Genomic DNA, 20808 nt, shown 5'->3' with positions numbered 1-20808 from the left:
CGGACATTGCGGGAGCCTCATCCCCCTCTCCGGGCTCCCGCATCGTTTCGAGTAAGGCCGCCGTGGTTCCCCTCCACCACGGCGGCACTTTCTTGTGCTGCTGGCATAAGGAAGCAGGGCTTTTCGAGCGGTGCGCCGGACGATAGGGTCGCGGCCGCAGAATCGAAAGGTCCAACCATGTCCGCACTCGCTCCCGTCCTCGACCGTATTGACGCAGACCTCGAATCCAGCCTCGAACGGCTGTTCTCGCTGCTGCGCATTCCCTCCATCTCGACTGACCCGGCCTTCGCGAAGGATTGCCGCCGCGCCGCCGAATGGCTGGTCGATGATCTGAAGGGCATCGGCTTCGATGCAAGCGTGCGCGACACGCCCGGCCATCCGATGGTCGTTGCCCATCACGACGGGCCGGAAGGTTCTCCGCATGTCCTGTTTTACGGCCATTACGACGTTCAGCCGGTTGACCCGTTGGACCTGTGGGATGCCGACCCGTTCGATCCGAGCATCAAGGATCTGGAGCCCGGCAGAAAGGTCATCACCGGCCGCGGCTCGTCCGACGACAAGGGGCAGCTCATGCTGTTCGTGGAGGCTTGCCGCGCCTGGAAGCAGGTGCATGGCAGTCTGCCGTGCAAGATCACCTTGCTGTTCGAAGGCGAGGAAGAATCCGGCTCGCCCTCGGTCAAGCCGTTCCTCGACGCCAATTCGGAGGAGCTGAAGGCTGATTTCGCCATGGTCTGCGATACCGGCATGTGGAACCGCGACACGCCTTGCATCACGGTCGGCCTGCGCGGACTCGTGGGCGAGGAGGTGACGATCCACGCCGCCAACCGAGACCTCCACTCCGGCGTCTATGGCGGTGCGGCGGCCAATCCCATCCGCATCCTTTCCAGAATCCTCGCGGACATGCACGACGAGACGGGGCGCATCACGATCCCCGACTTCTATGACGGCGTGGAAGAGACGCCGAGCCAGATCAAGGCATCTTGGGATAAGCTCGACATCAGCCCTCTTCTGGGCGACATCGGCCTGTCGGTCCCGTCGGGCGAAAAGGGACGCTCGATCCCGGAAATGGTGTGGGCGCGCCCGACCGCCGAATTCAACGGCATCTCCGGCGGATACGAGGGCGAGGGCTTCAAGACGGTGATCGCCGCGCAGGCATCGGCGAAAGTGTCCTTCCGCCTCGTCGGCAATCAGGACCCCGAGGCGATCCGCGCGTCATTCCGCAAGTTCGTCGAGGACAGGGTCCCGGCCGACTGCTCGGTAACCTTTCACAAGCATGGCGGGTCGCCGGCGCTGCAGCTTGCCTACGATTCCCCGATGGTGACCAAGGCCGCTTCGGCGCTGACGGACGAATGGCCGAACAAGGCCCTCGTGCTTGCCATGGGTGGCTCGATCCCGATCGTCGGCGATTTCAAGCGCCGCCTCGGGATGGACACCCTGCTCGTGGGCTTCGGCCTCGATGACGACCGCATCCATTCGCCCAATGAGAAATACGACCTCACCTCGTTCCACAAGGGCCAGAGAAGCTGGGCGCGCATCCTCGCCGCGCTGACCTCCTGAACCCGAAAGGCCGCTCGATGACCACCATCCGATTTCACAAGGGCGACCTGCCCGATCTCGCCAACTATGACGTCGATGCGATTGCGATCGACACCGAGACGCTGGGGCTGAACCCGCATCGCGACCGCCTCTGCGTGGTGCAGCTTTCGCCCGGTGACGGCACGGCCGACGTGATCCAGATCGCGCCCGGTCAGAAGCGTGCGCCCAACCTCGTCTCGCTGCTCCGCAACCGCAAGATCACCAAGCTCTTCCACTTCGGCCGCTTCGATCTTGCGGTGCTCTACCACGCATTCGGCGTGATGCCGGAGCCGGTCTTCTGCTCCAAGATCGCTTCACGGCTGACCCGGACCTATACCGATCGCCATGGTCTCAAGGACATCTGCAACGAGTTGCTGGGTGTCAGCCTGTCCAAGGTGCAGCAATCGTCCGACTGGGCAGCCGAGACGCTGACGCCGGAGCAACTCGAATATGCCGCTTCCGACGTTCTCTACCTGCACCAGCTTCGCGAAAAGCTGCTGTTCAGGCTGGAGCGCGACAGACGGACGAAAGAGGCCGAAGCCTGCTTCCGCTTCCTGCCCACCCGCGCCAGGCTCGATCTGATGGGCTGGGACGAGCAGGACATCTTCGCCCACTCGTGAGAGAGGTTTTGCCGTTCTATTCGGCCGGCAGCGCGGCACGCTGCGGCCTGGCGGGGCGGTCGATAATCGCCCAGTCAGGTCGCTCGAACACGAACTTGCCCCAGCCGGTCCACTGGATCAGCCCGTAGAGCATGACCGGGCCGATCACGCCTGCGATGGTCACGAGCAGCGAGATCGTGCCGATATCGGTGATGATGCCGGTGCGGATGAGGATCACGCGCGATACGGCCATGGGCAGGAAGAAGGCGAGGTAGATCACGATCGAGTGCGCGCCGAGCCAAGATAGCCATTGCATCCATGAAACCTGTGCGACAAGGGCCGACACGGTTACGATCGCCATCGCGCCGGCGACGCCAAGCGCGAGCGAAATGAACGGCAGAACCGCCAGTCCCGCGGCACCGGCGGAATCGCCGCCCGGCTGGTGGAAGATGGCGAAGGAGGCCGGCGCTGGCGTGAAGACGAAGATGCTGTTGATGACCGCCCACAGCCCAAGAAGACCGAGAGCTTTGGCGCGGTTCGCGGCAACCCATTCGGCAAGGTCGAAAATCCGCGTTGCGAAGGCATAGCCGGCGAAGAAGTAGACATAGCGCGAGCAGAACTCGTCGAAGAGCACCCAGCCGGTGTGGATCGGCAGAATCTCGAGCACGGCGGCGAAACCCAGCACCAGCCAGACCGGCAGCGTCTTCACCAGCCGCGTGAAGATGAAGAAGATCGGCAGCATATAGACGAACCACAGCGTGCCGAACGGCTGTATGAACGACCAGAGATAGGCTGTCAGTGGCGCGGCGGGCCCGTCTTCGGCCACCATGCCGGGCGCCTTGAAGACGAACTGGATCGTCAGCCACAGCACGTAGAAATATAGGAAATGCACGACCTTCCGGTCGACGTAGCGCAGCCACGGCCTGTCGATGACGAGCCCGAGGAAGAGGCCGGAAATCAGGAAGAAGTCGGGCATTCGGAAGGGGCGCGCAAACGCCACGACATAGTGCATGAACCCTTCGCCGCCCATGGTGCTGCCGACGCCGAGCGTCGAGTGCATCATCACCACGAAGATGATGCAGATGCCCTTGGCGATGTCGACCCACCCGATGCGTGTCGCGGTTTCAGCCATTTCGTGCTCCCTGCGCTTGCGGAATGCGCTTTTGATTGGGCGCAAACCTAGCACGCCGAGGCCAGCGAACCATTAACCCGCCAACGGAACGGCGGGCATCTTGCTGGCTTGGTGAAGACTTTCTTGCATGCACCGGAGAGCAAGATTCCGTCAATTTCACCTTTTTGATGCGCGTGTTCGTGCGAAAATTATGCCTTCAGGCTAATCGCATTGCGGAAAGGGCGCATGGGCGGCCGCGCGTCCGATTCACGCTTGCTCTCGGATTAGGCTTGTTCATAATCTGCCTCACCCGGCGGCGGGGACCGGTTCCAGAGGAGGAAGTACCGATGCTACGTCAATTGATGAATGCGGCCATGCTTTCGGCTGCGATGGTTGTGCCCGGCGGCCTCGTCGCAACCCAGGCTTTTGCCGAAGTGGTCTACAACCGCGGCAACGACACCGATCCGACGACCCTCGACCACCACAAAACGACGACGGTGGCGGAAGGTCACCTGATGCGCGACCTTTACGAAGGTCTCGTGGTTCAGAACAACAAGGCCGAAGTGGTTCCGGGCGTTGCGGAGAGCTGGGAAATCTCCGATGACGGCCTCGTCTACACCTTCAAGCTGCGGCAGGATGCGAAGTGGTCGAACGGAGACCCGGTGAAGGCAAGCGACTTCGTCTTCACCTATCAGCGCATCCAGAACCCGGAAACGGCGGCGCCCTACGCCAACATGCAGTATCCGATCCTGAACGCCGAGGCGATCAACAAGGGCGAGAAGGAGCTTGCGGAACTCGGCGCCAAGGCGCTGGACGACAACACGCTCGAGATCACGCTGAACGCGCCGACCCCTACTTTCTCGAACTGCTGACCCATCAGACCGGCCTGCCGCTTCATCAGGCTTCCGTCGAAGAGCACGGCACCGAGTTCACCCGCCCCGGCAACATGGTGACTAACGGCGCCTACATGCTGGAGAACTTCACACCCAACGACAAGATCACGATGCGCAAGAACCCGCATTTCCACGATGCGGATAACGTCAAGATCGACGTCGTCAACTTCATCCCGTTCGAGGACCGCGCCACCTGCCTGCGTCGCTTCGAGGCGGGTGAAGTCCACTCCTGCTCGGACCTCGACAACCAGCAGATGGACTACATGAAGGCGAACCTCGGCGAGCAGCTCCGCATCGCGCCCTATCTCGGCGTCTACTATTTGCCGGTGAAGGTGAAGAAGGAAAAGCTTGCCGATCCGCGCGTGCGCCAAGCGATCTCGATGGCCATCGACCGAGAGTTCCTGGCTGACGAGATCTGGCGCGGCACCATGATCCCGGCATGGTCCTTCGTGCCGCCAGGCATCGGAAATTACGGTGAGAACGCCACTCTCCCCTATGCCGAGGACGACATCCTCGACCGCGAGGATGCCGCCAAGGCCCTGCTCGAGGAAGCCGGCGTGGCCGAGGGTTCGCTCAGCATCGAGCTGCGCCACAACACCGGCGAGAACCACAAGAACACCATGACGGCGCTGAGCGACATGCTGAAGAACATCGGCATCAACTCGACCATCGTCGAAATGGAGGGCACCGGCTATTTCGACTACATGAAGCAGGACGGCGACTTCGACATGACGCGCGCCGGCTGGATCGGCGACTATTCCGATCCGCAGAACTTCCTGTTCCTGTTCGAGAGCGAGAATCTCGGCTTCAACTATCCCCGCTGGGAGAATGCCGACTACGACGCCCTGATGGACAAGGCCGCAGGGACGATCGACATCGACGCGCGCGCGGAAATCCTCAAGGAGGCCGAGGCTCTGCTTCTGGAAGAAATGCCGATCATCCCGATCCTCTACTATTCGTCGGGTTCGCTCGTTTCCGACAAGCTCAACGGCTGGGAAGACAACGTGATGAACGTCCACGGCACCCGCTGGATGTCGATCGAGCAGTAATCCCAGACACGACTTGCCCATGCGCGGCCCCGGCCGCGCATGGGCGACCTTGACCGGGCAGGCCATGTTTGCCTACGTGCTCAGGCGTTTTGCCGGAGCGGTGCCGACGCTGTTCATCATCGTCACCATCGCCTTCTTCATGATCCGGCTGGCGCCGGGCGGCCCGTTCGATCTCGAACGCCCGCTCGATCCGCTGATCATGAAGAACCTCGAACGCGCCTATAATTTCGACAAGCCGCTTTGGCAGCAATATCTAATCTATCTCGGCAATCTGGCGCAGGGCGACCTCGGGCCCTCGTTCACACGCCGTGACTTCTCGGTGGTCGACCTGTTCAGGACCGGCCTGCCGGTGTCGATCCAGCTCGGCGGCATTGCGCTTTCCATCGCGCTTGTCGTCGGCGTGTTCCTCGGCGCGCTGGCGGCACTGCGCCAGAACACCTGGGTCGACTACATGGTGGTCGGCACGGCGACTTTCGGTATCACCATCCCGACCTTCGTGATTGCGCCGGTTTTTTCCCTCTTTTTCGGCGTCATGATGGGCTGGCTGCCGGCCGGCGGCTGGGGCACCTGGCAGCACATGGTGTTGCCCATCGCCACGCTGGCCCTGCCACAGATCGCGATCATCGCCCGGCTGACGCGCGGCGCCACGATCGAGGCATTGCGATCCAATCATGTGCGCACCGCGCGCGCCTATGGCCTGCCATCCTATGTTGTGGTCGGCGTCCATGCGCTGCGTGCCGCGATCCTGCCGGTGGTGTCCTATCTCGGACCGACGGCCGCGGCGTTGCTGACCGGTTCGGTGGTCGTGGAAACCATCTTCGGCATCCCCGGCATCGGCCGCTATTTCGTGCAGGGCGCGCTCGGGCGCGACTATACGCTGGTGATGGGCACGGTGGTGGTGATCGCCTGCTTCGTCATCGTCTTCAACCTCATCGTCGACGTGCTTTATGCGTGGCTCGACCCGCGCGTGCGCTACGACTGAGGAGGCGTCAATGAGCAACACCACGCTTGAACAAGCATCAGGTCCTCGGGAGCCCCTGGTCGCTGGGCGGTCCCTCGGCCAGGATGCCTGGCTTCGCCTGAGACGCAATCGCGCGGCTGTCGCTAGCGCCGTTGTCCTGCTGTTGCTGGCGCTTGCCGGCATCGTGGGTCCCTGGATCCATGCGCATCCCTATGACCGCATCTATCCGCAATATGTGCGCGCGCCGGCGAGCCTGGAGGCATATCCGAAGGAGGACGCTATCGTGCCGGCCTTCGAAAGCGCGCTCGGACGGGCGCGGGTGGACATCGGCGAGATCGAGCTTTCCGGCTCCACCGTTCGCGCCCCGGTCTCCGACGACGAAGCGCTCGATCCGCGCATCGTGCGCTACATCGACCGTTCCGACCTTTTCTCCAATGCGCGCCTTGAGGATGAAGAAGGCAACGAGATGATGGAAGGCGCGACAAGCGCCTTCATGGTGGCGGACGTTCAGCGGCTGCGCTTCGTCTTTGGCACGGATGCCAACGGCCGTGACCTGCTCACGCGCATCCTCATCGGCATCCGCATCTCGCTGGCGATCGGCGTGCTGGCATCGATGATGGCGTTGCTGCTCGGCGTCACCTACGGCGCGATCGCGGGGTATCTCGGCGGCCGTGTCGACAATCTGATGATGCGCGTGGTCGACGTCCTCTATTCGCTGCCTTTCATCTTCTTCGTCATCCTGCTGGTGGTGTTTTTCGGGCGAAACTTCGTGCTGATCTTCATCGCGATCGGCTGCACCGAATGGCTCGACATGGCGCGCATCGTTCGCGGCCAGACCCTCACCATCAAACGCCAGGAATATGTGCAGGCGGCAGAAGCGCTTGGCGTGAGCGATGCCGGCATCGTGCGCCGCCACATCATTCCCAACGCGCTCGGCCCGGTGGTCGTGTTCGTCACGCTGCTGGTGCCCAAGGCGATCCTGCTTGAAAGCCTGTTGTCCTTCCTAGGCCTCGGCGTACAGGAGCCGCTGACCAGTCTCGGCCTGCTGATCGCCGAAGGTGCGGCCAACATGCGCGGCGCAGCATGGCTTCTAATCTATCCGGCGGTGACGCTGACGGCGATCCTGTTCGCGCTCAACTTCCTGGGCGATGGATTGCGCGACGCCCTCGACCCGAAGGATCGCTGACATGACGCAGGAATCCATCCTCAGCGTGCGCGACCTGCATGTCGAGTTCGAGACGAATGACGGCATGGTTCACGCCGTCCGGGGCATCGATCTCGACGTGAAGCCGGGCGAGACCGTGGCGATCGTCGGCGAGTCCGGGTCCGGCAAGAGCCAGACCACCATGGCGCTGATGGGCCTGCTTGCAAGCAATGGCCGCGCCCGTGGTTCCGCCACCTATCGCGGCCAGGAGCTGATCGGCCTATCGGAGCGCAAGCTCAACCGCATCCGCGGCGAGAAGATTACCATGATCTTCCAGGAGCCGATGACCTCGCTCGATCCGCTCTATCGCATCGGGCGGCAGATCGCGGAGCCGCTTGTCTTCCATCGGGGGATGTCGCGAAAGGCTGCCCGCGAGCGTGTCATCGAGTTGCTGGAGCTTGTCGGCATTCCCGATCCCGCCCGCCGGGTCGATGCCTATCCGCATGAACTCTCCGGCGGACAGCGTCAGCGCGTTATGATCGCCATGGCGCTGGCGAACGATCCCGACATGCTGATTGCCGACGAGCCCACCACCGCGCTCGACGTAACCATACAGGCCCAGATTCTCGCGCTGCTAGCCGAGTTGCAGCGCAAGCTGGGCATGGCCATCGTCTTCATCACGCACGATCTTGGCATCGTCCGCCGCTTCGCCGACCGGGTCTATGTGATGCGCTACGGCGAGGTAGTGGAGGAAGGGGAGACATCGGTTCTGTTCGACACGCCCAAGCACCCCTACACGATGGAGCTTCTGGCAGCGGAACCGACCGGCCGCAAGGCGCCGCCACCGCTGGAGGCGCCGATCCTGCTTGAGGGACGTGACGTCGAGGTTGTCTTTGGCGGCGGTGGCGGATGGTTCTCGGGCCCAGAGGCCGAAATCCGCGCCGTCGACAGAATTTCGGTCGCCTTGCACAAGGGCCAGACGATCGGTGTCGTCGGCGAGTCGGGTTCCGGCAAGTCGACGCTCGGTCGCGCGCTGCTCAGGCTCCTGCCGAGCGAGGGTACGGTCCGCTTCGAAGGGGCCGACATCAGCGCCGCCGACAAGCGTGCCATGCGGCCGATGCGTAAGGAACTGCAGCTCGTCTTCCAAGACCCGTTCGGCTCGCTATCGCCGCGTATGACCATCGGCCAGGTGGTGACCGAGGGCCTGAAGGTACATGAGCCGCAACTGCCTGCGCGCGAGCGTGACCGGCGCGCCATCGAGGCGCTGGACGAGGTCGGGCTCGACCCGGCCATGCGCAATCGCTATCCGCACGAATTCTCCGGCGGCCAGCGCCAGCGCATCGCCATCGCCCGCGCGATGATCCTTAAGCCGAAGGTTGTCGTGCTCGACGAGCCGACATCTGCGCTCGACCGTTCCGTGCAGAAGCAGATCGTCGATCTTCTTCGCGATTTGCAGAAAGCGCACGATCTTTCCTACCTCTTCATCAGCCACGACCTCGCGGTTGTGCGGGCGATGGCCGACCACATCGTGGTGATGAAACAGGGCCGGATCGTCGAGGAGGGGCCGACGGACGCGATCTTCGATCACCCGCGTGAAGCCTACACCCAGGCCCTTATGGCGGCGGCCATCGACGGGACGCCGTTCCGGCAGCAGACCGGCGCATTCGCAGCCGGTCTGATTGACTGAGTGGAATATTTTTCGCCGGTTGTCGCAAATTTTCCGGGCCAGGCGGCGACGAAGCGGTGAACGGTAGAAAATTTATAGTCGACAAAGTCTACTGATTTTATAGATTAAAGACATGGACGGAGGAACCATGTCTTACGGAAACAGCAATCGATCCAGCCGCCAGGCACACCAAGGGGCGGCGGAACGGGCCATCGTTCGCCCACGCGGCAGCGCCTTCACCTATCTCATCTTCACGGTTTCGGTGGTTTTCACCGCAGCCTTCGTCTTCGGCCTGGTTGCCTAGATAGCGCCTGTGACGCGTACCTCACGAAGGCCGCCAACCGCGTCATTGTCGGCATCGCGCATTTCCGCAAGGCTCTGGCCGTCGAGCACTTCGGCAATGGCGCGACGAACATTTAGCATCATCTGCCGGACCTCGCAGGTCGCCTCGTCGCAGTCCTCGCAGCGCTGGTAGCGCGTCTGGCTCGCGCAGGAGATCGGCGCGAGCGGCCCATCCAGCACCCGCACGACATGGCCGATCCTGATGTCGCCGGCCGGCTTTGCCAGCCGATAACCGCCGTCCTTGCCTTTCCGGCTCTCGACGAAGCCGGCATTCCGCAGCTCCCCCAGTATCGCATCGAGGAATTTCTTCGGTATGTTCCGGGCAACGGCGATGTCGTTGACGAAGGCGAGTTGGCCGGGCGGCAGGTGAGCCAGATAAACGAGAGCCTTCAGGCCGTATTTGCCCTTCTTGGTGAGCATGTCCGCATCATTCTCCGACCACCGCGCCTACGCAAGAGCGATGCGACGGCCAGTCAATCCAGCTTTACCTTGTCGCGGCGAGGCACCCATTCCTCATAGGATCGGGCGGCGGCACATACAAGCCGCAAGGCTCCGACATCGGCAGTGCCGGCGATGATCACGACACCGGAAACACGTTGCCGCGCAGGATACTGACATAGCCATGGTCGCTGGCCGCGACCTGCATGTCGGCCGGCACATCCAGTTCGACAGCTTCTCCGGTCTCGATGCGGGCCAGGATGCGCCGACCTTGGGGCTGGTCGATCACACGGGCCACCTGCGCCGGAATGCCGTCGCCCGCCGTCGCCCAGCCGAGGTCTACCGGCCGCGCCAGTATCTCGACCGGCCCGTCCCCGACACCCGGAGCGGGAACGGTCGCGCCAGAGACCCGGGCGATGCCGCCGGTCACCGTTCCGGCCAGGCGGTTGGTGTCGCCCAGGAACTTCATGACGAACGCCGATCCCGGCCGCCGGCACACATCTTCCGGCGTGCCCTGCTGCACGATCCGCCCCTCATTGAGGATGACGACGCGGTCGGCGAGGTCCAGCGCCTCTTCCTGGTCATGGGTCACGAACAGCGTCGTGATGCCGAGCTCGTCGTGGATTTCGCGCAGCCAGCGCCGCAGGTCACGCCGCACATTGGCGTCCAGCGCGCCGAACGGTTCGTCGAGCAGCAGCACCTTGGGGTCGACCGCCAGCGCCCGCGCCAACGCCACGCGCTGCCTCTGCCCACCGGAGATCTGCGTCGGGAACCGGTTGCCCAGCCCTTCCAGCCTCACGAGCCGCAACAGATCCTCGACGCGCCGCGCGATCTCGTCCTTCGACCGGCGCACCTTTGACACCTTCATGCCGAAGGCCACGTTCTCGCCCACCGTCATATGCGGAAACAGCGCATAGTGCTGGAAGACGAAGCCGACGCCGCGCTCGCGCACGGGGATGTTCGTGGCGTCTTCGTCGCCGAAATGGATTGATCCGGCATCGGCATATCGAGGCCCGCCACCATGCGCAGGATCGTCGTCTTGCCCGAGCCGGAAGGCCCGAGCAGCGCGACAAGTTCGCCACTCTCGATTTCCAGCGAGACGCCATGCACGGCGCGGAACGTGTCGAAGGTCTTCACGACCTGGTCGAGGGTGATCTTCATGACGTCTTTTCCTGGATGGCGACTGTTGGGCTGGCCAGCGCCGGACGGCCTGCGCGTCCCGCGCCGCGGCGCTCCAGCGCGAGCTTGGCGACAATGGTGACGAGCGCAAGCACGGCGAGTATCGAGGCGGCCGCGAATGCGCCGACGGTGTTGTAGTCGTGATAGAGCAGCTCGATGTGCAGCGGCAGCGTGTTGGTCTGGCCGCGGATCTTTCCGGACACCACCGAGACCGCGCCGAACTCGCCCATCACACGCGCGTTGCAGAGCACCACGCCATAGAGCAGCGCCCAGCGGATATTGGGCAGCGTCACGGTCAGGAATGTACGCCAGCCCGAGGCGCCCAGCGAGGTCGCCGCCTCTTCGAGGTCCCGCCCCTGCGCCTGCATCAATGGGATCAGCTCGCGCGCGACGAACGGCGCGGTGACGAACATCGAGGCGAGCACGATACCGGGCAGGGCGAACAGGATCTGTATCTCGGCCGATTGCAGCGCCGGGCCGAACAGGCCCTGAAGCCCGTAGACGAAGAGATAGGCAACGCCCGCGACCACCGGCGAGATCGAGAACGGGATTTCGATCACGATCAGCAGAAAACGCCGCCCCCAGAACTCGAACTTGGTGATCGCCCAGGCGGCCGCGATGCCAAAGATCGTGTTGAGCGGCACGGCGATCAGTGCCGTCAGTACGGTCAGGAAGATCGCGTGTCGCGTATCCGGAAGCGCAATGGTTTCCGCGAAATGGCCGATACCGAGCGCGAAAGCCTGCGTGAAGATCACCAGCAGCGGTGCCAGCACGAGAAGCGAGCCGAAGAAAACGACGAAGGCGATCAGTGTCCAGCGAATGGCGGGCGTATCGCCGACCCGTGGCGGTTTGGCGGGGTGCTGCGCCATAGTCATGCCCTCGCCATGTAGCGCAGGGCGCGCGCCTGCAGGTAGTTCGTCACGGCAAGCATGACAAAGGCCGTGAACAGCAGCACCGAAGCGATCGCTGCCGCGGCGCTGTAGTTGAATTCCTCGAGACGGATGAAGGCCAGCAGCGCCGTGATCTCGGTCGAAGAGGGGCGGTTGCCGGCAATGAAGATGACGGCGCCGAACTCGCCGAGGCTGCGCGCGAATGAAAGCGACAGGCCGGCCAGAAGCGCAGGCGTCAGCAGTGGCAGGATCACGCGCAGGAAGATCGTGCCATCCGAACCGCCGAGCGACTGCGCGGCTTCTTCGAGCGCCGGATCGAGGTCTTCCAGCACAGGCTGCACCGTGCGCACCACGAAGGGCAGGCTGGTGAAGAACATGGCCACCATGATGCCCAGCGGCGTGTAGACGACCTGAATGCCGACCGAGGCGAGGATCGAGCCGAGCCAGCCATTCTGCGCGAATAGCGAGGTAAGGGCGATGCCGGCAACCGCGGTCGGGAGCGCGAAAGGCAGGTCGACCAGCGCGTCGATCAGCCGTTTACCGGGAAATTCGTACCGGACCAGGACCCAGGCAAGCGCCAGCCCGAAGACGAGGCCGAACGCCGTCGCGGCGAGCGCGGACAAGGCCGTGACGCGGTAGCTGGCTATGGCGCGGGATGACGAAATGATGCGCCAGTATTCCTCGGGTCCGAGGCTGGCGGCCTTGAAGATGAGCGCGCCGAGCGGCAACGCCACGATCAGCGCCACATAGAACAGCGTGATGCCAAGCGACAGCGGCAGACCGGGCAGAATTCGACGTCTCAAGATCGCTGGACCTTTCGGGGCAAGGGTTGCGGCCGGCGGGTTTCCAACCGCCGGCCGCACACTAGCGAATTGACGGACTCAGCGGTCGCCGAAAATCTGGTCGAGCTTGGCGTCCGAAGCGAAGTGTTCCTCCTGGATGCGGTCCCAGCCGCCGAAGACGTCTTCGGCCGTCACCAAGCGCACCTCGGGAAACTGGTCGGCAAACTCGGCCGTCACCTTTTCATCGTGGACGCGATTGCCGAACGTTGCGGCGATGCGCTGTCCCTCTTCCGAATAGAGGAAATCCAGATAATCCTTCGCCAGTTCCTGGCTGCCGCGCCGCTCGGCAACGCGGTCGACAATGGCCACCGGGAACTCGGCCAGCAGGCTCACCGACGGCACGACGCTGTCGTAGCTGTCTTCGCCATATTCGCGGGCGATCGAGCGGGTCTCGGCCTCGAATGTGATGATCACGTCGCCTATGCCGCGCTCGATGAACGTCGTAGTGGCACCACGGCCGCCGGTATCGAACACCGGGACATTGTCGAAGATCTTGCCGACGAATTCCGCGATCTTCTCCTCGTCGTCCCCGAAGGCTTCTTTGGCGTAGGCGACCGCGGCGAGATAGGTATAGCGTGCGTTGCCGGAGGTCTTGGGGTTGGGGAAGATCACTTCCACATCGTCACGGGCGAGATCGTCCCAGTCGGTGATGTTCTTCGGGTTGCCTTCGCGGACGAGGAACGACGGGAAAGAGTAGTAGGGCGAGGCGTTATTCGGGAACTCGCTCTGCCAGTCCTCCGAAACGAAGCCCTGCTGCACGAGGAAATCGATGTCGGTCGTCTGGTTGAAGGTCACCACATCCGCCTCAAGGCCTTCGGCGATCGAGCGCGCCTGGGCCGAGGTTCCGCCGTGGGACTGGTCCACCGTAACGTCGCGTCCGGTCTGCGCCTTATAGGCGGGCACGAAGGCCTCGTTGATCGCGGCGAAAAGCTCGCGGGCGATGTCGTAGGAGGAGTTGAGGATCTTGTCCGGCGATTGCGCCTGCGCGGGCGCGGCGAAAGGGAGCGCGGCGGCGGCGCCGGCGAGAAGAAGGCGTTTCATGAGGAACTCCGTGAGGAAGGACATGCGTCCAATACACGCAGAATATCCGCCTTCGCAATCGCGGAAGAGGTACGTTTAAGGGTTCGTATGTCTAGGAAATAGAAAATACACCCTGCAATAAGGCTAGTTCAGGATTTTCCATCTACGAGAAGGTAGATACGCGCAGTGATGTTGCCCACGTCGCCGCCAGAGGGCGCGACGCGGGCGAGTGTGTAACGGCTCAGCGCAGCGTTGCCGCTATGTTGCCGCCATCGACGGTTGTGACGTCGGCGGTCGTGCGCTCGGCCAGCGCATGGTGCAGGAAGGCCTGCGCCACGTGTTCGGCCGTCACCTCCAGCCCGAGCAGGTTGCCGGACATGTAGTCCTTTTCGGAAAGTCCGCGCGCCTTCGAGCGGTTGGCGATCATCTCATCGGTAAGCAGGCCGGAGCGGATGCGGTCGGCGTTGACGGCATTGGCGCGCACGCCGATGCCGCCATATTCCAGCGCGTATTGCCGCGACAGGAACAGCGTTGCGGCCTTCGGTATGCCGTAGGCGCCGAATTTCGGACCCGGATTGACCGCCTGCTTGGAGGTGTTGAACAGCAGCGTGCCGCCGGTGCCCTGCTGCTTGAAGATGCGCACGGCCGCTTGCGCGACGTTCTGGTGCGAGAAGAAATTGAGCTCGAAGCTCTTGCGCAGCAGCGCGTCGTCCAACTCGCCGATACCGCCTTCAAAGGCGGCTCCCGCGTTCGAGACCACGATGTCGACGCCACCGTAATTGCGCACGGCCTGTTCGAAGGCGGCGGCGATGTCTTCCGGCTTCGTCACGTCGGCACCGACGCCGATCGAGCCGTTGCCTGCAGCCTTGGCCGCTTCTTTTGCCTTCTCAGCGTCGAGGTCGACGACAACCACATGTGCGCCCTGGCTGGCGAACAGCTTTGCCGTTGCGGCCCCGATGGCGCCGGCGCCGCCGGTTACAAGCGCGACCTGCCCCGTCAGCGGCTTCGGCTTGTTGCCGGCGAGCTTGGCCTGCTCCAGCGACCAGTATTCGAGCTCGAAAAGGTCGGACTTGGCAAGCGGGCGGAAATCGCCGATCGCTTCGGCGCCGCGCACGGCCTCGATCCACATCTCGCCGACGTCGGAGGCGATCTTCGCGTCCTTCAGCGTGCGGCCGAAACCGAACATGCCCAGCCCCGGCACGAGCAGAAGCCGCGGCATCGGGTCGAGCATGGTGCGCTTCACCTCGTCGCGCGCGTCGTTCTCCTCGAAGTAGCGGGTGTATTCGGCGACATAGTCGGCGACATGCGTCTTCACCGTCTCGGCATAGGCGTCCAGATTGTCGGCGTCGGGTGCAGGCAGCGCCATTGGACCCGTCTTGATGCGGATCGAAAGGTCGGGCGTGGAAACGCCTCGGGCGGCGCGACGCTCCAGCCCTTCCGCGTTCAGGAATTCCAGGATCGTGGGCGACGTACGGAAGTCGCTGACCATCCGGTCGAAGCGGCCTTCGCCGTGGCGCATCGCGACCGCCCCGCGCAGCAGGGGGCTATCTGCGCCGGGTCCGGCAGGCGCTTGGGTAGCGTGACCGGCACCAGCGGGTTCGCGGTGTTCTGCGCCACATAGTCTTCCGCCACGGTGACGTAGCGGATCATCAGATCGTAGGCATCCTTCGCCGTCTCGGCGAATGTGAAAATACCGTGCTTGTCGAGGATGAGCCCCTCGACCGAAGGATCCTGATCGTAGATTTCAGCTGCGGCCTTGGCGAGATCGAAGCCTGGCTTGATATAGGGCACGTATCCCATCTTCGGCCCGAACACCTTGCGGATCAGCGCTTCACTGTCGTCGCCCTGGTCGACGATGGCGAGCACGGCTGTCGAATGGGTGTGGTCGACGAACTTTTGCGGCAGGAAGGCGTGCAGCAGCGTTTCGACAGACGGGTTCGGCGAGCCGGGATCGATCAGGTTGGCGCGTTGCAGCGACACCATGTCCTCGTCGGAAAGGCTCTCCAACGCGCGCGCCTTGAGCAGCGGCGCGAGCTTCACTGCCGGCAGGCCCTGCGGTTCGATCACGCCCATGTCCCACCCACTGCCCTTCACGCACAGCACCGGCCAGTGGTCGCCGACGAGGTCGGTTGCCTCGAGCTTGACGGAGGTGTTGCCGCCGCCATGCAGCACGAGGCGCGGCTCTCCGCCCAGCAGGCGGGTGGTGTAGACGCGCAGCGCAAGGTCGCGCTCGACGCCCTTTTGCCCATAGGCGGCAACCAGGGCTTCGGCGTCGGTGTCTTTCCAGAGGTTCTTCATGTCTTGTCCGTCAGTGGTTTTGGGAGGATACGAATGTCAGGCCGCAGCGTCGGCCGCTTCGGCGAGAAGGCGTTCGGCCATGCTTTGCGAAAGCACCAGATGGGTTGCGAATTTGCCGGCAAGGGCGGCCTTGAGCGGGTCGAGCTTGGCGCTTTCCTGCACGACCATCATCCGCTTCGGGATATGCCGGAAAGAGGCGAAGTCGGCGGAAATGACCCGGCGATTGTAGTCGCAGTCGAGGAGCTCGCCCGTGGCGTCGATCATCTGGCCGGCGATGACGCCCGCCGCTCCGCGATCGCGCACGGCGTGCACCTCGTCGGCGGTCATCGCGCCGCATTTGACCACGTGGGCGTCCTCGTCGACCATGCCGACCGAAAACAGCGCCAGATCGCAATCCGACACACCCGCGAGCTGCTCTCGGATCACCGGTTCGTCCCGCAGTTCGCGCGCCAGACGCTCGCTCGACAGGACCAGCGGTGCGTAGAAATTGAGGCCCTTGGCATTGAGTCGCCGGGCGATTTCCATCGTGCACTGGTCCGGCCGGTAGGAGTAGGGCGCGCCGAGATTGCCGCAAAGCTGCACGACGGTAACGTCCTGAAGATCTGCATAGGACATGACGTCTGCGATCGAATAGACCGTTCGGCCCCAGGCGATGCCTATCTTCTGGCCGCTGGCCGCCAGCGAAAGGAAGACGCTTGCCGCCAGTGCCGGGATTTCGACGGCAGGCTCGAAGACCGGTCCCGTTTCAGGCGCGACCCACACGCCGGCGAGCCCGTAGGTGTCCTCCACGCGCCGTGCCAGCACGTCGCTGGCAAAGAGATGCGTCGACGTGGCGATGGTGACGATGCCGCTTTCTCGCGCCTTGCGCAGGTAGAGCGCCACCGATGCGCGCGAAATGTCGAGACGCCGCGCGACCTCGTCCTGCCGCAGGCCATGCGTGTAGTAGAGCCACGCGGCCTTGTGCACGATCTGGTCGCCGGGGCGGATTGGCATGGCTCTGTCCCTTCCTTTCGTCGTCATGACAAAAGTACGTACTGCGCGCGAGCGAGACCGGTAAAGTGAAACGGGCGGGACGGTCCGTTGCGAACCGCCCCGCCCGAAGCTTGAAACCGCCTACTCGTTCGGGTTCGGCATCCACTCAGGCATGGCGACGTCGGCATGGTTGAACTGGGGCATCTTGGCCGACAATTCCTCCATGTTCTTGATGTCGCTGTCGTTGAGTTCGGCCTGCGTGATCAGCGTCGGCGGCACGATGACGCTGGCGCCCGGCTCCTCGCCTGCGAGCATCATGGCGAGCGCGCGCACCGAAACCTGGCCGACGACGGCCGGGTTGGTGGCGGCCGTCGCGACCCATGCACTGCCGGGCTCGCGCATTGCCGAGATGTCGGCGGTGGAAATGTCGGCCGAATAAATCTTGATGTCCGAGGAAAGCCCGGCTTCGTCCACCGCGATCTTCACGCCTTTCGCGAACTCGTCATAGGGTGCGAACACGACCTGGATCCCAGGATTGGCGGTCAGCACCGAGCGCGCCTGATTGGCGACGGAGTTGGCGATCGGATTGTCGAGCGTGCCGAACATGGCGACTTCCTCGATACCCGAATAGCGCTCCTTGAATTCGCGCCAGGTCTCGTCGCGCCGGTCGAGCGGGGCGATGCCGGCAACGTAGACATAGGCTGCCTTCCAGGCCTCCCCATTGTCCTCGATAGCCTGTTCCAGCGCGAGCCTTGCGAGGTCGCGGTCCGACTGCTCGATCTGCGGGATCGCCTCGTTCTCGACATTCACGTCGAAGGCGACGACTTTGATGCCAGCGTCGACTGCACGCTGGGCGGCCTCTTTCATCGATTCGGTCAGGCCGTGCTGGATGATGATGCCGTCGACGCCGAGCGCGATCGCCTGGTCGACCATGTCGGCCTGCAGCGCGGCATCCTGACGGCTGTCCAGCACGCGCAGGTCGACGCCCAGCGCCTTGGCCTGCGATTCGACGCCGGCCAGATAGGCCTGGAAGAAGTCGCCGGTGGACAGGTATCGCACCAGCGCGATCTGGACGTCGGCGGCATTGTCGAACGGCGCCGGCCGGTCCTGTGCCAGCGCCGGCAAGGCGAAGATGCCCGCGGCCGCGGCAAGGCCAAGGGCGCTGAATGTCCTGCGAGTAATGCTCATGCTCGTTTCCTCCACTCTGTGGCTTGTTGCAGCCTTGTTGAACCCTTCATCTCGCCCTGTTGGAGAGCGCGAATGTAAAGACGAGCGCGACGACGAGAACCGCGCCCTTGACGAAATCCTGCGTGTAGTAGGGCGCGTTCATCATCGTCAGCCCCTGCAGCAGGACGCCCACGAAAAGAGCGCCGATCGCCGTGCCGAAGGCGTTCGGCTTGGCGGCACCCAGCACCGCGAAGCCGATCAGCGCGGCGGCCACCGAATCGAGCAGCAGATTGTTGCCGGAGGCGATGTCGCCGCGGCCCAAGCGCGCGGCGAGCAGAATGCCGCCGATCGAGGCGAAGACGCCGGAGATGACATAAGCCCAGATCTTGTAGGCCTTGACCGGCGCCCCTGCGAGTTCAGCCGCCTTTTCGTTGCTGCCGACCGCATACATCATCCGCCCGAACCGCGTGAATTCGAGGAAGAACCAGATCAGGACCGCCAGCACCAGCAACACCACGACGGAGACCGGAAGCAGGTTGTCGATGAAGAAGTCGAGCCGGTGTCGCCCCAGCGCCAGGAACGTCGGGCTGAACGTGCCGGTCGCCGTCGAGCCGTCGGGCATGGTCATGCCTGTGGCGATGGAGCGGCCTTCCGTGGGTATGCGTTGCAGCCCGACCAGCAGGAACATCATGCCGAGCGTGGCAAGCAGGTCGGGCACGCGCATGTAGACGATGATGATGCCGTTGACGAGGCCGACCAGGGCGCCGATGGCCAGGCAGAAGAGCACCGCGACAAGCGCGTTCTGCTCCAGCACCACCATCGCGTAGGCGGCTGCCATCATCGCGCTGGTGGCGACTGAGCCGATAGACAGGTCGAAGCCGCCGACGACGAGCGTTGCCGTCACGCCCAGTGCGAGGATGCCGGTGATGGCAACCGACTGGAAGATGAAGACGGCACTCTGCGGCGAGGCGAAGCCGGGTGCGGCGAACGCGAAGAACACTATCAGTGCGGCCAGAAGGGCCAGGAATCCGTAGCGGATGACGGTGTCGGCCATCAGGCGGCGCCTCGTATATCTTCGCCGGCGACCTGCGCCAGCAGTCTGTCCATGTCCAGGCCGGCGTTTCGGTGCTCGCCAACGATGGTGTGTTCCGACATCACGAGGATGCGGTCGGCGGTCTCGAGCGCCTCGTCGAGTTCGGTCAGGAGAAGGAGCGTTGCCCTACCCGCCGCGCCGGCGCGCAGCTTCGCCGCAATGTCGCGCCTTGCGGCGATGTCGACGCCCTGGAAGGGCTCGTCAAGGATCAGCAGCGAGGAAGGCTGCGCAGTCCAGCGCGCTACCATCACCTTCTGCTGATTGCCGCCGGAAAGGGTCTGCATCCGGTCGCGCTCGCCACGGCAGACGATGCCGAGATCCTCGATCTGCCGGCGGGCGATGGCGCGCTCGGCGCGCGGCTGCGACACGCCCAGCCGCGCGAGGCGGCGCAGGAACGGCAGGCTCATATTCTTGTAGAGATTGAAATCGGCGACGATGCCGCTTTCCGCACGATCCTTGGCGACGAGAAAGACGCCTTCTTCTATGGCGTCGGCCGGCGAACGAGGGCGATACTCGCGCCCCTCCAGCGTCATCGTCCCGCCGAGCGGTCGGCGCACACCGAACAGCGTTTCCGCCAGCGCGGTCTTGCCGACGCCGACAAGCCCGGTGATCGCGACCACCTCGCCGTCGCCGACCGCGAGCGAAAAGGGTCTGGCCTGGCTTGCGATGCGCAGGTCCTTGGCTTCGAAGACCTTTCGCGTCGCGTCCTTCACCGATACCGTCGATAAATCCATAGCCCGGCCGAGCATCGCGTCGACCGCGCCCTCGTAGTCGAGCGGCTTGTCGGCAAAGACGCCCGCAATCACCCCATCCCGCAACGCGACGATGCGGTCCGCGATGCGGCGGATGTCGGACATGCGATGCGAGATGTAGAGAATGGCGACGCCATGCTCGCGCAGCCGCTCGACCACCGCAAACAGGCGGTTGGCTTCCGCGCTCGACAGCGACGATGTCGGCTCGTCGAGGATCATAACCTTGGGCTCGTGCGCCATGGCGCGCGCGATTGCCACCATCTGCCGGTCGGCGAGCGAAAGCTCGGAGATGCTGGCGGAAAGGTTGACCTGCAGCCCAAGCCGGTCGGCGACCGCCTGCGCCTCGCGCCTGACGCGGCGCGGATTGAAAAGCAAAGGCGCGTCCTTGCCGGTGAGCCTGTCCATGGTCAGGTTCGTGGCGACGTCGAGGGCGGCCACCACGCCGTCATTGATGTTCTGGTGAACCGTCACCACCCCGGCGCGGATCGCCTCGGCGGGCGAGGCGGGATCGAACGGCTCGCCTGAAAGATGCATCGTTCCGCGGTCGCGCGCATGCACGCCGCTGATCACCTTCACCAGCGTCGACTTGCCGGCGCCGTTGGCTCCCATCAGCACGGTGACTTCGCCTGCGCGCAACTCGAGATCGACGTCGCTCAGCACCCGAATGGGGCCAAACGCCTTCTCCAGACCCGCAATGCGGAACATGGCTTCCATGGCCGCCAACTCCTCCCTGGCACCGGACGCTACGGCACTGTATCGGCAATTGTCAACATGATTGACAATTGCCAGTCTCGTCTCTAGCGTTTTCCTTCAGAGG

The 20808-nt window shown here is 63.9% G+C and carries 15 protein-coding genes and 3 pseudogenes; 7 read left to right on the top strand and 11 right to left on the bottom strand.

Annotation, left to right across the window (positions count from 1 at the left end; translation table 11 throughout):
- Nucleotides 1-177: 177 nt before the first annotated feature.
- Together HK436_RS06715 and HK436_RS06710 are read left to right on the top strand one after the other, a co-directional pair.
- Nucleotides 178-1557, top strand: coding sequence for a M20/M25/M40 family metallo-hydrolase (locus HK436_RS06715; RefSeq protein WP_173188284.1), 1380 nt, complete (start codon nucleotides 178-180; stop codon nucleotides 1555-1557).
- A gap of 17 nt (nucleotides 1558-1574) precedes the next feature.
- On the top strand, nucleotides 1575-2195 hold the full coding sequence (locus tag HK436_RS06710) for a ribonuclease D (protein ID WP_173188283.1): 621 nt from the start codon (nucleotides 1575-1577) through the stop codon (nucleotides 2193-2195).
- 16 nt (nucleotides 2196-2211) lie between these two features.
- On the opposite strand, the gene HK436_RS06705 is transcribed toward HK436_RS06710, so the two are convergent.
- On the bottom strand, nucleotides 2212-3306 hold the full coding sequence (locus tag HK436_RS06705; protein WP_173188282.1) for an acyltransferase family protein: 1095 nt from the start codon (nucleotides 3304-3306) through the stop codon (nucleotides 2212-2214).
- Nucleotides 3307-3659: 353 nt separating this feature from the next.
- Here HK436_RS06705 and HK436_RS06700 point away from each other — a divergent pair.
- The 5 genes and pseudogenes from HK436_RS06700 to HK436_RS06680 all read left to right on the top strand — a co-directional run bounded on the left by HK436_RS06700 (nucleotide 3660) and on the right by HK436_RS06680 (nucleotide 9302).
- A pseudogene (locus HK436_RS06700) lies at nucleotides 3660-5227 on the top strand (peptide ABC transporter substrate-binding protein).
- Nucleotides 5228-5291: 64 nt separating this feature from the next.
- Nucleotides 5292-6209, top strand: coding sequence for an ABC transporter permease subunit (locus HK436_RS06695; RefSeq protein ID WP_173189993.1), 918 nt, complete (start codon nucleotides 5292-5294; stop codon nucleotides 6207-6209).
- A 10-nt stretch (nucleotides 6210-6219) separates the two neighbouring features.
- On the top strand, nucleotides 6220-7374 hold the full coding sequence (locus tag HK436_RS06690) for an ABC transporter permease (protein ID WP_173188280.1): 1155 nt from the start codon (nucleotides 6220-6222) through the stop codon (nucleotides 7372-7374).
- Nucleotide 7375: 1 nt separating this feature from the next.
- Nucleotides 7376-9019, top strand: a complete 1644-nt coding sequence (locus tag HK436_RS06685; RefSeq protein WP_173188278.1) for an ABC transporter ATP-binding protein — start codon at nucleotides 7376-7378, stop codon at nucleotides 9017-9019.
- Nucleotides 9020-9146: 127 nt separating this feature from the next.
- Nucleotides 9147-9302 carry a hypothetical protein gene (locus HK436_RS06680; RefSeq protein ID WP_173188276.1) on the top strand — a complete coding sequence of 52 codons (156 nt, stop codon included), beginning with the start codon at nucleotides 9147-9149 and terminating at the stop codon, nucleotides 9300-9302.
- Here the strand turns inward: HK436_RS06680 and HK436_RS06675 are convergent.
- From HK436_RS06675 to HK436_RS06630, 10 genes and pseudogenes are all read right to left on the bottom strand, one after another.
- Nucleotides 9299-9760: an RrF2 family transcriptional regulator gene (locus tag HK436_RS06675; RefSeq protein WP_173188274.1), complete on the bottom strand. Its 462-nt coding sequence runs from the start codon at nucleotides 9758-9760 to the stop codon at nucleotides 9299-9301. The two genes, HK436_RS06680 and HK436_RS06675, sit on opposite strands and share 4 nt — an antisense overlap.
- A 157-nt stretch (nucleotides 9761-9917) precedes the next feature.
- Nucleotides 9918-10939, bottom strand: a pseudogene (locus HK436_RS06670) (sulfate/molybdate ABC transporter ATP-binding protein).
- Entirely contained in the window at nucleotides 10936-11832 is an 897-nt protein-coding gene (gene cysW / locus HK436_RS06665) for a sulfate ABC transporter permease subunit CysW (protein ID WP_173188272.1), read from the bottom strand. Before cysW ends, HK436_RS06670 begins: the two are co-directional and overlap by 4 nt.
- Nucleotides 11829-12650, bottom strand: coding sequence for a sulfate ABC transporter permease subunit CysT (cysT, locus tag HK436_RS06660; RefSeq protein WP_173188270.1), 822 nt, complete (start codon nucleotides 12648-12650; stop codon nucleotides 11829-11831). Before cysT ends, cysW begins: the two co-directional genes overlap by 4 nt.
- Before the next feature lie 78 nt (nucleotides 12651-12728).
- Complete coding sequence (locus tag HK436_RS06655) at nucleotides 12729-13730, bottom strand: sulfate ABC transporter substrate-binding protein (RefSeq protein WP_173188268.1); 1002 nt, start codon at nucleotides 13728-13730, stop codon at nucleotides 12729-12731.
- A gap of 220 nt (nucleotides 13731-13950) precedes the next feature.
- Nucleotides 13951-16007 (bottom strand): annotated as a pseudogene (locus HK436_RS06650) (bifunctional aldolase/short-chain dehydrogenase).
- A gap of 36 nt (nucleotides 16008-16043) precedes the next feature.
- A complete protein-coding gene (locus HK436_RS06645) occupies nucleotides 16044-17000 on the bottom strand; it encodes a sugar-binding transcriptional regulator (protein WP_173188266.1) in 957 nt (318 codons plus the stop codon).
- A 120-nt stretch (nucleotides 17001-17120) separates the two neighbouring features.
- Complete coding sequence (locus tag HK436_RS06640) at nucleotides 17121-18167, bottom strand: substrate-binding domain-containing protein (RefSeq protein ID WP_173188264.1); 1047 nt, start codon at nucleotides 18165-18167, stop codon at nucleotides 17121-17123.
- A gap of 46 nt (nucleotides 18168-18213) precedes the next feature.
- A complete protein-coding gene (locus HK436_RS06635) occupies nucleotides 18214-19200 on the bottom strand; it encodes an ABC transporter permease (protein ID WP_173188262.1) in 987 nt (328 codons plus the stop codon).
- Nucleotides 19200-20705, bottom strand: coding sequence for a sugar ABC transporter ATP-binding protein (locus HK436_RS06630; protein ID WP_173188260.1), 1506 nt, complete (start codon nucleotides 20703-20705; stop codon nucleotides 19200-19202). The genes HK436_RS06635 and HK436_RS06630 overlap by 1 nt, the downstream gene beginning before the upstream one ends.
- Nucleotides 20706-20808: the final 103 nt, after the last annotated feature.

Source organism: Neoaquamicrobium sediminum, assembly GCF_013240295.1.
In the GTDB taxonomy this organism is placed as follows: Bacteria; Pseudomonadota; Alphaproteobacteria; order Rhizobiales; family Rhizobiaceae; genus Aerobium; species Aerobium sediminum.
Note: the sequence above shows the minus strand (reverse complement) of the source record. Positions and strands in the feature narration are given on the sequence as shown.